The sequence below is a fragment of the Burkholderiaceae bacterium DAT-1 genome, assembly GCA_019084025.1.
Taxonomy (GTDB): Bacteria; Pseudomonadota; Gammaproteobacteria; order Burkholderiales; family Chitinimonadaceae; genus DAT-1.
This window is the reverse complement of sequence record JAHRBI010000005.1, coordinates 69166-83251: the sequence shown is the minus strand read 5'-3', so window position 1 is coordinate 83251 and position 14086 is coordinate 69166. Positions and strand designations below refer to the sequence as shown.

General features: G+C 55.0%; 11 protein-coding genes. 8 read left to right on the top strand and 3 right to left on the bottom strand.

Annotated elements, in window-relative coordinates:
- Nucleotides 1-159 precede the first annotated feature (159 nt).
- The 8 genes from ppsA (at nucleotide 160) to KSF73_11295 (ending at nucleotide 10841) form a co-directional block, all read left to right on the top strand.
- A complete protein-coding gene (gene ppsA, locus KSF73_11330; protein ID MBV1776303.1) occupies nucleotides 160-2547 on the top strand; it encodes a phosphoenolpyruvate synthase in 2388 nt (795 codons plus the stop codon).
- A gap of 125 nt (nucleotides 2548-2672) precedes the next feature.
- Nucleotides 2673-4325 (top strand): CTP synthase, encoded by a 1653-nt coding sequence (locus tag KSF73_11325; protein ID MBV1776302.1) that lies wholly within the window; start codon nucleotides 2673-2675, stop codon nucleotides 4323-4325.
- Between the two features lie 197 nt (nucleotides 4326-4522).
- Nucleotides 4523-5374 (top strand): 3-deoxy-8-phosphooctulonate synthase, encoded by an 852-nt coding sequence (kdsA, locus tag KSF73_11320; protein MBV1776301.1) that lies wholly within the window; start codon nucleotides 4523-4525, stop codon nucleotides 5372-5374.
- Between the two features lie 145 nt (nucleotides 5375-5519).
- Nucleotides 5520-6803: a phosphopyruvate hydratase gene (gene eno, locus KSF73_11315; GenBank protein MBV1776300.1), complete on the top strand. Its 1284-nt coding sequence runs from the start codon at nucleotides 5520-5522 to the stop codon at nucleotides 6801-6803.
- Between the two features lie 99 nt (nucleotides 6804-6902).
- The gene (ftsB, locus tag KSF73_11310; GenBank protein MBV1776299.1) at nucleotides 6903-7241 is read left to right on the top strand and encodes a cell division protein FtsB; all 339 of its coding nucleotides are present in this window, start codon (nucleotides 6903-6905) and stop codon (nucleotides 7239-7241) included.
- Between the two features lie 15 nt (nucleotides 7242-7256).
- On the top strand, nucleotides 7257-9068 hold the full coding sequence (uvrC, locus tag KSF73_11305) for an excinuclease ABC subunit UvrC (GenBank protein ID MBV1776298.1): 1812 nt from the start codon (nucleotides 7257-7259) through the stop codon (nucleotides 9066-9068).
- A gap of 30 nt (nucleotides 9069-9098) precedes the next feature.
- Nucleotides 9099-9671, top strand: coding sequence for a CDP-diacylglycerol--glycerol-3-phosphate 3-phosphatidyltransferase (pgsA, locus tag KSF73_11300; GenBank protein MBV1776297.1), 573 nt, complete (start codon nucleotides 9099-9101; stop codon nucleotides 9669-9671).
- A 54-nt stretch (nucleotides 9672-9725) separates the two neighbouring features.
- The gene (locus KSF73_11295; GenBank protein ID MBV1776296.1) at nucleotides 9726-10841 is read left to right on the top strand and encodes an acyltransferase; all 1116 of its coding nucleotides are present in this window, start codon (nucleotides 9726-9728) and stop codon (nucleotides 10839-10841) included.
- A 2-nt stretch (nucleotides 10842-10843) separates the two neighbouring features.
- Here KSF73_11295 and KSF73_11290 read toward each other — a convergent pair whose 3' ends face one another.
- From KSF73_11290 to KSF73_11280, 3 genes are read right to left on the bottom strand one after another with little or no spacing between them, the layout of a single operon-like run.
- Nucleotides 10844-11569 (bottom strand): transporter substrate-binding domain-containing protein, encoded by a 726-nt coding sequence (locus KSF73_11290; protein MBV1776295.1) that lies wholly within the window; start codon nucleotides 11567-11569, stop codon nucleotides 10844-10846.
- A gap of 7 nt (nucleotides 11570-11576) precedes the next feature.
- Nucleotides 11577-12896 carry a DUF4910 domain-containing protein gene (locus KSF73_11285; GenBank protein ID MBV1776294.1) on the bottom strand — a complete coding sequence of 440 codons (1320 nt, stop codon included), beginning with the start codon at nucleotides 12894-12896 and terminating at the stop codon, nucleotides 11577-11579.
- On the bottom strand, nucleotides 12893-14080 hold the full coding sequence (locus tag KSF73_11280) for a class I SAM-dependent methyltransferase (protein ID MBV1776293.1): 1188 nt from the start codon (nucleotides 14078-14080) through the stop codon (nucleotides 12893-12895). The genes KSF73_11285 and KSF73_11280 overlap by 4 nt, the downstream gene beginning before the upstream one ends.
- Nucleotides 14081-14086 lie beyond the last annotated feature (6 nt).

Genomic DNA, 14086 nt, shown 5'->3' with positions numbered 1-14086 from the left:
ATGTAGTTTGAAACTACAAATTACATTCGTGATCAGTGACTTGCCACGATCTATGATGAGCTTGGGGCTGCAGAACCGTTTTTTCGTGCTGACTTGTAGGGCAGAAACCGGCTAGAATCGTGGCTACCAACGAAATTCCCCTTTTAAGGATCGCTTGAAATGGCTGAAAGCAACGTTATCTGGTTTGACCAATTGCGCATGACCGATGTTGAGAGTGTTGGCGGCAAGAATGCCTCGCTGGGTGAGATGATCAGCCAGCTGGCCGGTAAGGGCGTGCGCGTCCCTGGCGGCTATGCCACAACTGCTTCAGCCTATCGCGTTTTTCTGGCGCACAATGGTCTGGCTGAGCGTATCGATGCCGCGCTGACTGCGCTTGACGTGGAAGACGTAAACGAGCTGGTCCGCGTGGGCAAGCAGATTCGCCAGTGGGTGGTGGATACGCCGTTCCCGGCCGAGCTGGAAGCCGACATCCGTGCGCACCACGCCAAGATGGTAGCCGACTCGGGTGGCATCGATATTCCGGTGGCTGTGCGCTCTTCCGCAACCGCAGAAGATCTGCCGGATGCATCGTTTGCCGGTCAGCAGGAAACCTTCCTGAATATCGTTGGTGTTGAAAATGTGCTGCACGCTATCAAGGAAGTGTTCGCGTCGCTGTATAACGACCGCGCTATTTCCTACCGCGTGCACAAGGGCTTTGCGCATGCTGATGTGGCGTTGTCAGCAGGTATCCAGCGCATGGTGCGTTCCGACAAGGGCGCAGCTGGCGTGCTGTTCACCATTGATACCGAATCCGGCTTCAAGGACACCGTGTTTGTGACCGGTTCCTATGGTCTGGGTGAAACCGTGGTGCAAGGTGCGGTGAATCCGGATGAGTTTTACGTGTTTAAGCCGAACCTGCGCGCAGGTCGTCCAGCCATTCTGCGCCGCAACCGTGGATCCAAGCTGATCAAGATGGAGTTCACCGATGCCGCTTCGGCAGGCAAATCGGTGCGCACTGTGGATGTGCCGGAAGTGGATCGTCAGCGCTTCTCGATTATCGATGCGGAAGTGGAAGAACTGGCACGCTATGCCCTGATCATCGAAGAACATTATGGCCGTCCAATGGACGTCGAATGGGGTCGTGATGGTCTGGATGGCAAGCTGTACATCCTGCAGGCCCGTCCCGAGACCGTGAAGTCGCAGGAATCGCGCGTGGAAACCCTGCGTCGCTACCGTCTGAAGAACAAGTCCACCATCCTGACCACCGGCCGCGCCATCGGCCAGAAGATTGGTCAGGGTGTGGTGCGCATGATCCGCGATGCGTCCGAAATGGATCGCGTGAAGCCGGGTGATGTGCTGGTAACCGATATGACCGATCCTGACTGGGAACCGGTCATGAAGCGTGCTGCAGCGATCGTCACCAATCGTGGCGGCCGTACCTGTCACGCGGCTATTATTGCCCGCGAGCTGGGTATTCCTGCTGTGGTGGGTTGTGGTGATGCCACCCGTGAACTAAAGGATGGTGATTTCGTCACCGTCAGCTGTGCCGAAGGTGATACCGGCAACATCTACGAAGGCAAGCTGGATATCGAAATCATCGATCTGGCGCTGGACAAGATGCCAAAGAGCCCGGTCAAGCTGATGATGAATGTCGGCAATCCGGAACTGGCCTTCGATTTCAGCCATCTGCCGAATGAAGGCGTGGGTCTGGCGCGTCTGGAATTCATTATCAACCGCATGATCGGTATTCACCCGAAGGCACTGCTCGATTATCCGAATGTGCCGTGGGATCTGAAGCAGCAGATCGACGAGCGTATTGGCGGCTACGCCAGTGCAGTGGACTTCTACGTCGAGAAGCTGGTGGAAGGGATTGCCACCATTGGTGCGGCCTTCTATCCGAAGAAGGTGATCGTGCGGATGTCCGACTTCAAGTCGAACGAGTACTCCAACCTGATCGGCGGCCAGCAGTACGAGCCTCATGAAGAAAATCCGATGATCGGCTTCCGCGGTGCATCGCGCTACATCAGCCCGTCGTTCCGCGATTGTTTCGAACTGGAAACCCGCGCACTGAAGAAGGTGCGCGACGAAATGGGTCTGACCAATGTCGAGATCATGATTCCGTTCGTGCGCACCCTGGATGAAGCCAGCAAGGTGGTGGATCTGCTGAAGGAGCAGGGCCTGGAGCGTGGCAAGAATGGTCTGCGTCTGATCATGATGTGCGAGATTCCGTCCAACGCAATCCTGGCCGACCAGTTCCTGCAGTATTTTGATGGCTTCTCGATTGGTTCGAACGACATGACCCAGCTGACCCTGGCACTGGATCGCGATTCCGGCGGTCCGATTGCCTCGCTGTTCGACGAGCGTAATGAAGCCGTCAAGGCGATGCTGTCGATGGCCATCAAGGCCTGTCGTGCGCAGGGCAAGTACATCGGTATCTGCGGCCAGGGGCCGTCCGATCACCCGGACTTTGCCAAGTGGCTGGTGGAGCAGGGTATCGAGACCGTTTCTCTGAATCCCGATACGGTCGTCGAAACATGGATTTACCTTGCGAAAGAATTGAACTCGTAAGTCGTTGATCTGTAATGGAAACCGGCGCGCTGTCAGCGCCGGTTTTGCTTTAAAGGTCGGTTGCCACATTGAGTAAATGGGGGTGACCGGAGTAGAATGCGGAATTACCACTGCGTGTTTCAGCCATGACCAAGTTCATCTTCGTTACCGGTGGCGTCGTCTCTTCCCTCGGGAAGGGTATTGCCGCCGCGTCGCTTGCAGCCATTCTGGAATCCCGTGGCCTGAAGGTCACCATGATGAAGCTGGATCCCTACATCAATGTAGATCCGGGCACCATGAGTCCGACTCAGCACGGGGAAGTGTTTGTGACTGAGGACGGTGCCGAAACCGACCTCGACCTCGGCCATTACGAACGCTTCATCCACTCCAAGATGAAGAAGTCGAACAACTTCACTACCGGCCAGATCTACGAATCCGTGATCAAGAAAGAACGCCGTGGTGATTATCTGGGCAAGACTGTTCAGGTCATTCCGCACATTACCGACGAAATCCGTCTCTTCGTTCAGCAGGGCGCAGGCGATGCCGAACTGGCCGTGATCGAAGTGGGTGGTACCGTCGGCGATATCGAATCCCTGCCGTTCCTCGAAGCCATTCGCCAGATGGGGGTGATTCTGGGGCGCGAGAATACGTGCTTCGTACACCTGTCTTATGTTCCGTATATTGCTGCAGCCGGTGAAGTGAAAACCAAGCCGACCCAGCACTCGGTGAAGGAACTGCGCGAAATCGGTATTCAGCCGGATGTGCTGATCTGCCGTGCCGAACGTCCGGTGCCGGATGAAGAAAAGCGCAAGATCGCATTGTTTACCAATGTGCCGGAAAAGGCTGTGATTTCCTGTCCGGACATGGATTCCATCTACAAGATTCCACGTGTGCTGTGTGAACAGCATATCGATGATTTCATTGCCCGCCAGCTGCAACTGGATCTGCCACCGGCCGATCTGAAGCTGTGGGACGGCATTGTCGAAGCCATGGAAAATCCGACCCAGACAGTAAACATTGCCATGGTCGGCAAGTACATGGATCTGACCGAGTCGTACAAGTCTCTGATTGAAGCACTGAAGCACGCAGGCATTCATACACGCAGTCAGGTCAACATCCATTTTGTCGATTCCGAAGCACTGGAAGGTGGCGATCTGGACATGATCCGCGGTATGGACGCGATTCTGGTGCCAGGCGGCTTCGGCAAGCGCGGTGTCGAAGGGAAGATCCGTGCGATTCAGTATGCACGCGAAACCAATGTACCTTACCTGGGTATCTGCCTGGGTATGCAGCTTGCCCTGATCGAATTTGCCCGCCACAAGGCCGGCATGGACGGCGCCAACTCCACCGAATTCACGCTGGAAACCCCGTATCCGGTGGTCGCCCTGATTGATCAGTGGGTGAACCGCGACGGCAAGATCGAAGTGCGCGACGAAAATTCGAACATGGGCGGCACCATGCGTCTGGGCGGGCAGGAATGCCAGCTGGAAGCGGGTTCGCTGGCCGCGAAGATTTACAGTGCAGAGCGCATCGTCGAGCGTCATCGTCATCGCTACGAAGTGAACAACCACTACCTGCCGCGCCTGCAAGCTGCCGGCCTGACCGTCAGCGGACGCTCGGTGGACGACAACAACCTGTGTGAAACGGTGGAAATCAAGGATCACCGCTGGTTCTTCGGTTGTCAGTTCCACCCGGAATTCACCTCCACCCCACGTGACGGCCATCCGCTGTTCAAGGCGTTCGTTGAAGCCGCGATTGCCTATGCCAAAGAGCATGGCCGCGAAGGGTTGAGCTGTTAACAACTGAGAAGCGGGAAGGGAGAAGGGGGAAGGGTGTTGCTTTCTACCCTGATTGGTTCTCTCTTTCTGGCATCAGGAAGTGAAAGTGATAGTGAATGTGGAAGGGACTGCGGGTAGTGCGTGAGCCAGTCTACCCTTCCCCCTTCACTCTTCTCCCTTCCCCAGCCATTTAGATAATTCAATGCTTGAGGAAACACATGAATCTCTGTGGTTTCGAAGTTGGTCTGGACAAGCCGCTGTTTCTGATTGCGGGCCCCTGTGTCATCGAAGGTGAGCAGTTTGCAATCGATACGGCTGGTCAGCTGAAAGAAATGGCTGCGGCAATCGGTATTCCGTTCATCTACAAGTCGAGCTTCGATAAGGCCAACCGTTCGAGTAGCAAGAGCTTCCGTGGTTTTGGCATGGATGAAGGCCTGCGTATTCTCGCCAAAGTGCGCGAGCAGGTGGGTGTGCCGGTTCTGACCGATATCCATGATGTCGATCAGATCAAGCCTGTCGCCGCCGTGGTGGATGTACTGCAAACCCCGGCGTTCCTGTGTCGTCAGTCTGATTTCATTCGCGCCTGTGCACAGAGCGGCAAGCCGGTGAATATCAAGAAGGGTCAGTTTCTGGCGCCCGGTGACATGAAGAATGTCATGGATAAGGCGCGTGAAGCTGCGCTGGAAGCCGGCCTGAACGCAGACAACTTCATGGCTTGCGAGCGCGGTGCAAGCTTTGGCTACAACAATCTGGTGTCCGATATGCGTAGTCTGGCCATCATGCGCGAAACTGGTTGCCCTGTGGTGTTTGACGCCACGCATTCGGTTCAGTTACCGGGCGGGCAGGGCGATCGTTCGGGCGGCCTCCGCGAGATGGTCCCTGTACTGGCGCGGGCTGCAGTGGCTGCAGGTGTGTCGGGTCTCTTCATGGAAACCCATCCCGATCCGGCGGTGGCGCTGTGCGATGGTCCGAATGCCTGGCCCTTGCCACGTATGCAGGAACTTCTGACCACACTGGTCGCGCTGGATAAGCTGGTGAAGAGCCAGCCATTTCCCGAGTTGTCGATGTAATGCCTGTTGCCCGTCATGCATGTAAGTAATTGACGGGCAATTACATTTTGGTAGGTACGATTTGCTTGATTACCTGTGGTGCTCTGGCGCACGATGCAGGTGGTTAACTGGTTTTGAAATCATTTGATTGAGCAAGGAACGCAAGATGAGCGCAATTGTTGAAATTGTTGCCCGCGAAGTGCTGGATTCTCGCGGTAACCCGACTGTTGAAGCCGATGTGCTGCTGGAAAGCGGTGTGATGGGTCGTGCGGCTGTGCCGAGCGGTGCCTCCACTGGCGAAAAGGAAGCGCTGGAACTGCGTGATGGCGACAAGGGTCGCTATCTGGGCAAGGGTGTGTTGAAGGCTGTCGAGCACGTTAACACCGAAATCTGCGAAGCCTTGCTGGGTCTGGATGCCTCCGAGCAGTCCTTTATCGATAAGACCATGATCGAGCTGGATGGCACCGATACCAAGGGTCGTCTGGGTGCGAATGCCATTCTGGCAGTGTCGGTTGCCGTAGCCAAGGCTGCAGCCGAAGACGCAGGTCTGCCGCTGTATCGCTACATTGGTGGCGCAGGTCCGATGAGCCTGCCAGTGCCGATGATGAACGTGATCAACGGCGGCGCACACGCCAACAACAGCCTGGATATCCAGGAATTCATGGTGATGCCGGTGGGTGCCAAGAGCTTCCGTGAAGCCCTGCGTTGCGGCGCTGAAATCTTCCATGCACTGAAGAAACTGTGCGCCGAGAAGGGTTTCTCGACTGCCGTGGGTGATGAAGGTGGTTTTGCACCGAATCTGAAGACCAACGAAGAAGCCCTGAGCCTGATTGCATCCGCAACCGAAGCTGCCGGCTACCGCGTGGGTGACGATGTGCTGTTCGCACTGGATTGCGCCAGCTCCGAGTTCTACAAGGACGGCCACTACGTGCTGGAGGCCGAAGGCCTGCGTCTGGACAGCGATCGTTTCGCTGACTACCTGGGCACGCTGGCGACCAAGTACCCGATCATCTCCATCGAAGATGGTATGAGTGAACACGACTGGGACGGCTGGAAGACCCTGACCGACAAGCTGGGCCGCAGCGTGCAGCTGGTGGGTGATGATGTATTCGTGACCAACCCGAAGATTCTGGCTCAAGGTATCGAAGCCGGTATTGCCAATGCCCTGCTGGTGAAGATCAACCAGATCGGTTCGCTGTCTGAAACCCTGCAGGCCGTGGATCTGGCCAAGCGCTTCCGCTACGCTTCCGTGATGTCGCATCGTTCGGGCGAAACCGAAGATAGCACCATCGCCGATCTGGCCGTGGCAACCAACTGCATGCAGATCAAGACAGGCTCGTTGAGCCGTTCCGATCGTATGGCCAAGTACAACCAGCTGCTGCGTATCGAAGAAGAACTCGGTGATGCTGCATGGTATCCTGGCCGCAACGCGTTTTACCAAATCAAGTAAACCGGCACATTTACCAGTAAATATGCTGGATGATTGAACAGGTTTTACGGCACAATAGGGGCGGCATTGCTGCCCCTGTTTTTATTTGATCGCCATTCGATGAGATTGCTCGCTTTTATTTTTGCCGCCCTGATTGTTGTGATGCAATGGCCGCTCTGGATTGGAAAGGGCAGCTGGCTACAGGTATGGCAAATCGAGGCGCAACTGAAGGATCAGCGAGCGGTCAACGACAAGCTGAAAGCACGAAACGGTGCGCTGGATGCAGAAGTGCGCGACTTAAAAAATGGCACCGACGCCATTGAAGAACGCGCCCGCAACGAACTCGGCATGGTGCGGGAAGACGAAATCTTTTTCCAGATTTTGGCTGCGCCCAAAACAGGTGCCACGCCTGCTCCACAGAAGCCTGTCACACCTTTACCTGCAGCAGTGACGCATTAAGCTGCGAGCGTCCTGATGTCCTTCGTTTTTGATCCTAAACCTATTCTGCAGACTCTGCCGAATCTGCCCGGCGTGTACCGCTTTTTGTCGGCGACAGGTGATGTCCTGTATGTCGGCAAGGCGATTGATCTCAAGCGGCGGGTGAGTTCGTACTTTCAGAAGTCCGACCTGTCGCCACGCATCCGTCTGATGGTGGGGCAAGTAGCGGACATTCAGACGACGGTAGTGCGATCGGAAGCTGAAGCGCTGATTCTTGAAAATAATCTGATCAAAGCGCTGAGTCCGCGTTACAACATCCTGTTTCGCGACGATAAGTCCTACCCCTATCTGATGCTAACTGGCCATGCATACCCGCGACTGGCTTTTTACCGGGGCGCACTGGACAAACGCAATCAGTATTTCGGGCCTTTTCCCAATAGCTATGCCGTACGCGAAAGCATTCAGCTGTTGCAGAAGGTATTTCTGCTGCGTACCTGTGAAGATACCGTATTCGCCAATCGCGCCCGTCCTTGTCTCTTGCATCAGATTAAGCGCTGCACTGCACCCTGTGTGGAGGCCATTTCCCGTGAGCAGTATGTTGCGGATGTCAAAAATGCCGCCCAACTCTTGCAGGGTAAAGCCAGCGAGTTGATGGATGATCTGGAATCCCGCATGCAAACCGCCGCGGAAGCATGGGATTTTGAGCAGGCGGCCATTTATCGTGACCAGATCCAGAATCTCGCCAAAGTACAGGAACGCCAGTTTGTGCTATCGAGTAGTTCCGAACTGGATGCGGATGTCGCGGCCTGTGTAGTGGCAAACGGCATGGTGTGCGTAAATCTGGTGATGATTCGCGGTGGCAGGCATGTGGGAGATCGTAGCCTGTTTCCAAGTCATGGCGAAGATTATGATGTTGATGCCGCCCTGGATGCGTTTCTAAGCCAGCATTATCTCGATCGAACCATCCCGCCGATTATCATCTGCAATGCCGGTATCTATCAGCAGGTGTTAAGCGAGCTATTATCCGAGCAAGCCGGGCGTAAAGTGGCCATCGTGGTGAATCCCATTGGCGAGCGCAAGGTCTGGCTGGACATGGCGCTCAAGAATGCTGCACTGGCGATTGAACAACGCCTGACGCTGGAGTCGACCCAGCTAGAACGACTGAATAGCTTTCAGGAAGCACTACGCTTGCCGGATTCTGCGCAGCGGGTGGAGTGTTTTGATATCAGCCATACCATGGGGGAAGCCACGGTGGCATCCTGCGTGGTGTATGACCGCCTGGGTATGCAGCCTAAAGAGTATCGGCATTACAACATCGAAGGCATCACGCCCGGCGATGATTATGCAGCCATGCGCCAGGTGTTAACGCGGCGTTATGGCAAGATCGCTGCCGGTGATGGAGTGATGCCGGATGTGGTACTGATTGACGGCGGCAAGGGACAGATTGGCGTCGCCGTCGAGGTCATGAATGAACTGGGTATCGGCGATGTCATGCTGGTGGGTGTGGCTAAAGGTGAGAGCCGCAAGCCCGGACTCGAGCAGCTGATTGTCCCCGCGACCGGCGAGACGATACAATTACGCCGCGACGCACCTGCACTGCATCTGATCCAGACCATTCGTGATGAAGCGCATCGTTTCGCTATTACAGGTCATCGCGCACGACGCGGAAAAACACGGGTCTCGTCCAGTCTGGAAGAAATTGAAGGTGTGGGCCCCAAGCGCAGGCAGAAGTTGCTGACGCGTTTTGGTGGACTACAGGGCGTGCGTGCCGCTAGTATTGATGATTTGTGTCAGGTTGAAGGAGTCAACCGGGCGCTTGCTGAAAAAATTTATCAAGCCCTGCACTGAGCAGGGCATTGCAAGACTATCGGAATGTGAATGCCGCTTAATTTGCCAACCATGCTGACCTGGGCGCGGATCTTGATGATCCCGCTGTTTATTGGCGTATTTTATTTGCCAAACAGCTCTATTTCGCCAATCGCCAAAAATCTGGTGAGTGCAGGCTTGTTTGCCGCAGCAGGTATTACCGACTGGTTTGATGGCTATTTGGCGCGCAAGTGGAACCAGACCTCGGCATTCGGTGCATTTCTTGATCCGGTCGCGGATAAGTTGATGGTAGCGGCAGCTCTGATACTCCTTGTGCAGATAGAGCGCGCAGATGCGTGGCTCGCCATGATTATTATTGGTCGTGAAATCACCATCTCCGCCCTGCGTGAGTGGATGGCGCAGCTAGGTGCGTCCAAGAGCGTGGCAGTGTCGTTTGTGGGCAAAATCAAGACAACAGTGCAAATGGCCGCTATTTTGCTGCTGCTGTTGCACGATAACTTTATCCCCGGTGTGCCTACCATGCTTCTGGGGACGCTGTGCCTGTTTGCAGCTGCGCTACTGACACTCTGGTCGATGGGCTATTACCTGCGGGTGGCTTGGCCCGAACTTTCTTCTAGACAATAAGTTCTACTTTGGGTTTTAATCCCCCGGCAAATCACACTATCCATCGGGGGAGCCTTGAGTTCCAATACGTCTACGCGCAATCATGGGATCGACCTATTGCGCGGCTTGTCTATTTTATTCGTCGTCATTCACCATCTGGCGTTACCGTTTCGTTTGCCGCTCAAAGAGAGTCCGCTAGGCCTGCTGCTTGGTAAGCGGCTAAGCGATGCCATTAGCTTTCATGGATGGGAATCGGTCTTTATCTTTTTCATTATTTCCGGCTTTCTGATCACGAGCCGGGTGATGGAACGCGATGGCGGGCTGGCCGATATCAACTGGCGCCAGTTCTACATTCAGCGCATCTCCAGAATCACACCCTTACTGCTTGCTCTGCTTGGTTTGCTGTCCATCCTGCATCTTGTCGGGGTGCCCAATTTTGTTGTGGGTGAAAGCGGCCAGACGCTGGGTGGTGCCCTGTTTTCCGCCGTCACGTTTCATCTGAACTGGTATGAAGGCCGCACCAATATGTGGCTGCCACCTGCCTGGGATGTGCTGTGGTCGTTGTCTGTCGAGGAAGTGTTCTATCTGGCCTTTCCATTGCTCTGCCTGTTGATGCCTCGCTGGTTGCTGATTGGCGGTTTGATTGCGCTGGTGCTGTCCATGCCGTTTACGCATGGTGCCATTGAGGCTGAAGTGTGGCGGGAGAAGGCGTATTTGCCTGGCATGTCGGCGATCGCACTGGGCGTACTGTGTGCGCTTGTTTTTGCGCGCTGGCCGGTGGTGAGCCGGGCATTTGCACGCTGCATCGCCATAATGGGCGGAGGGTTGCTGATCAATGTGTTTGTGTTTGACGATGTGGCCTGGCGCATATTTGGCGAACAGTACAATTACCTATTGCTATCCGCCGGCGGCATGCTGGTGCTGGCTTCTGCTTGGCTGCGCCCTGAGCGCGTACCGGGATTGGGCTGGCTGGCTTCGATGGGTAAAGCCAGCTATGGCATCTATCTGACTCATATGCTGATTGTCATCCCCGTTGTTGAAACCTATCGGTATTATCTGGGCAAAGACATGCAATGGACCTGCTGGGTATATTTACCGGCATTGCTGGCATGCGTATGGCTCGGAAAGGTGGTCGAGTCGGGGTTGGGTGAACCTGCCCGCAAATGGGTCATACGGCGACTGGGTAGCTAGGCTTACAGGCCCATGTCTTTCAGTAACCCTTTGCGGCGAGCAGCATCCCACCGTTCGTTTAGCTTCTGGATAAGACGGCCATTCAGCTTTTTATTGCATGCTACGTATACGTCATAAGCAGCAATATCCAGCGATTTTTCCGGCATGGGTAGTTTGGCCTCTTTGCTAATGGTTCGTGCAACAAACTGGTTGGTGACCCAGAACTTAATTCGCCCACTGGCCAGCTTTTTTGCATTATTGATCTCCTGATATGTTTCATCAGGTGTGAGACCCTGACCCACCAGCAATTTTTTATACGCTGCTCCTTCCAGTATGCCGATTGTGCCACTGCGCAGATCGTCGAAGCTTTGCGGACGTTCAAATGAACCCGGTGCGATATACGCTGAAACGGTAATGTGAATGATGGGGCCTACCCAGGTAAAGAGCGATTCCCGTTCCGGTGAGCGCAGTATCAGCAATGCACAGGTGTCGGGTGTCTTTTGTGCCTCGGAATAGGCTCGCGCAGGGGGCACAATCTCATAGCTGTCCTGAATGCCGGCTTCACGATTGACCTGGCGGAATAGATCGGCAAATGGTCCGCCTGCAGACAGTCCCTGTTTGATCAGATACGGTGGTTGCTCCGCGCCTACATAACGGATACGTGGTAGCTCGACGGATATGGCAGGAAGGCTGATTCCTGCAAACAGCGGCCACAGCAGATAGGCCGCGCGCTTCTTGCTTTTGATCAATTGGATACTAGGCCGGGGAGGATGTCGTTTGAGTATAGCTAACGATCTCCAGCAAGCCTTCCTGAAGCAGCCGAAGGGCAATCGGGACAAGCTCGCCGGCATATACGCCAGTTTGATCGGCAATTTCAATCAGATCATGTTCGCCATCGGCATAGGCAATGAGATTCATCATGGCTGCAACCTGCTGCTTGGTATCTCGGGTACTCAAGGTGGGGTAGAGTCCGCGCTTGCCAAGTTGCGGCTCGCATCTGACGGTACAGCGATAGCGGTGATTGGCTTCTAGCAGGCTGAGTGTATCCTTGAGTATGTTAAAGCCACCTTCAAGGCCTGCCTGGGAGATCAGGTCGAGATTGTCATCAGAGGTATGATATTCAGGATACTCGCCGTACTTGCTGCGCATGATGGAGCACACAGGCAAGTCGATACCCGGACTGCAATATTGGCGTTCATCGCTGCCACGATCGAGAAATGAGTAGGCTTTATAGTCCGGCGCCAGATGGTGGAGGACATGCCGGGCAGCGCGATCAGCCAGTGTATTGCCCAGTCGGGACGGAAGGTAAGAGTAGGCGCGCTCATCGCCGATGCAGGTCACCACAAAACCTGTATCCGTTTTCGCCTGCATATGTTCCCAGTGGCGGCTAAGGTAGGTGATCGAGCCGATGGTTTCCGGCACAAAGACAATGCGGTAAGTATAGCGACGCGAAGGCAGAGACATGAGCCAGCGTGCCAGCGCGGTGGTCACTACCGGCCCGGACAGCTCGTTATTGGCCATAGATGGATGACAGATATAGGTGGAAAGTAAAATTTCCCGATCGGACTTGCCTGGCAGAATCAGTTCACCGTAAGTGAGACTGCCTTGTTTCACTTCGCTATCGATGTATACCCTGAATGGCCCCTCGGGTAATTTTGCACGCTGCGCGTGTGGAAGGCAGAAGCCCCAGCGTCGCTTGTAATAAGAAGTAGTGTAAGGAATGGCATCTGGTCGGTCGGGTAGCGAGTACAGGTGCGTATCCAGCTCTTCCTTGGACACAACGGTATCTACCGGTTCCGAGTACCCCATTAGGTGCAGATTATGGCGGGAAAAATCGATCAGCCGATTACCTGCCAGATCTGCTACCCATGCCTCACGAACATGCCATTCAGGCGGGACTTCCCAGTCAAATACAGATGTTCCGGAGGGCACCTCGACAGTAGTTAGACCCGGCAATCGCTCCGCAAGGTACCGTAACGTCTGGCGCACGCCTTCCCCGGTAATACTGCGATTGATCGGGAAAAGATCACATGCCCACTGGTACATGGGGTCAAAGCCGGAGGAGAGATCACTCATGGCGCGGCATGTACATCATCAAACAGGCTCACGAATTCGCCCTTCCAGCCCATCTTGTCCATGTCCTGACGGATTTCCTTGCAGAACATGGAGGCGGCGACCAGTGTGTAGTCACGATCCTCCCCCGATTCAATCAGCTTGCGCACGAATTCAGAGGCAAGCTGAATGGGTTGCTTCATCCCGATAAACTGTTTACCTGACTTACCCGGATTGCCATCCAGCAAAGCGTCGGGTTTGAGCCCTGTTTCTGCCATGAGGATCCGGGCAGCACTCCCTGCTCCCCAGAAAATCGATTTCCGGCCAGATAAACGAGTTTGCCACCATGTCACGCGCTCATCGTGACAGGCTTGCAGATCGCCTACGAGATCTGTCACAGGGATACTACATTCCCCGGCTTGCAGCGTGCAGACAGCAATCATGTGACCCAGCGAAGTCTCCCCAAGTGCAGCAACGTGCAAGCCCGCTAGACGTGCGGCCTGCGCAAGTGACTGCATGGAAAACAGATGCAGATGTTCAACATGGAAGCCGATATCGCGTTGATTGCGTAAACAAACGTCAAGGCAAGGCGTTTCAATGACGATGATGCCATCTGCTGCTACGGCTTGTTTCAAGCTGGCGAGGAATGCAGGCAGGTCGTCTACATGTTCGATCACATGGCGGGTATAGACCAGTGAAAACTGCCCCAGTTGCTTGGCAAGCGGCACATCCAGAAACGCTTCCAGAATGTTCAGCCCGTGCTTGCGGGCTGCCTGCGCAGTATCGTGATTGGGCTCGATGCCAAGCACTTTTTCGATGTCGGCCTTGAGACCGAGCTGCACATCGAGCAAAACTTCGCCTGACGAGCAGCCGACTTCCAGAATGCGATCCGGCGTAAAGCCCTTGCGCTGGCAATAGTCACGCAGGAAGGACATGAAATCGTTTCGTGCACCGACCGCAACACCCTCGGCTGCGGGGGTGTAATAGTGGTTTTCATAAATCCGGCGCAGCATGTCCATGTCGAAGCTCACCTGGAAGGCATGTCCGCATGCGAGGCATTGCCGGTAATCCAGGTTCAGTGTGTGCGGCAAGGGAACATCCGCATCTGCGATTGCAGGATGCAGGTATATGGGCGCGTCCTTCAGCATCAGCAGGGGACGGTTGCGTACCCCATGACAGACAGGGCACTGGCAGACAGTCTCACTCATCGGGAT

Excerpts from the sequence above, each read along its gene's own strand:
- ppsA (MBV1776303.1), top strand. The coding sequence starts at position 160 with ATGGCTGAAAGCAACGTTATCTGGTTTGACCAATTGCGCATGACCGAT.
- KSF73_11325 (MBV1776302.1), top strand. The coding sequence starts at position 2,673 with ATGACCAAGTTCATCTTCGTTACCGGTGGCGTCGTCTCTTCCCTCGGG.
- kdsA (MBV1776301.1), top strand. The coding sequence starts at position 4,523 with ATGAATCTCTGTGGTTTCGAAGTTGGTCTGGACAAGCCGCTGTTTCTG.
- eno (MBV1776300.1), top strand. The coding sequence starts at position 5,520 with ATGAGCGCAATTGTTGAAATTGTTGCCCGCGAAGTGCTGGATTCTCGC.
- ftsB (MBV1776299.1), top strand. The coding sequence starts at position 6,903 with ATGAGATTGCTCGCTTTTATTTTTGCCGCCCTGATTGTTGTGATGCAA.
- uvrC (MBV1776298.1), top strand. The coding sequence starts at position 7,257 with ATGTCCTTCGTTTTTGATCCTAAACCTATTCTGCAGACTCTGCCGAAT.
- pgsA (MBV1776297.1), top strand. The coding sequence starts at position 9,099 with ATGCCGCTTAATTTGCCAACCATGCTGACCTGGGCGCGGATCTTGATG.
- KSF73_11285 (MBV1776294.1), bottom strand. The coding sequence starts at position 12,896 with ATGAGTGATCTCTCCTCCGGCTTTGACCCCATGTACCAGTGGGCATGT.
- KSF73_11280 (MBV1776293.1), bottom strand. The coding sequence starts at position 14,080 with ATGAGTGAGACTGTCTGCCAGTGCCCTGTCTGTCATGGGGTACGCAAC.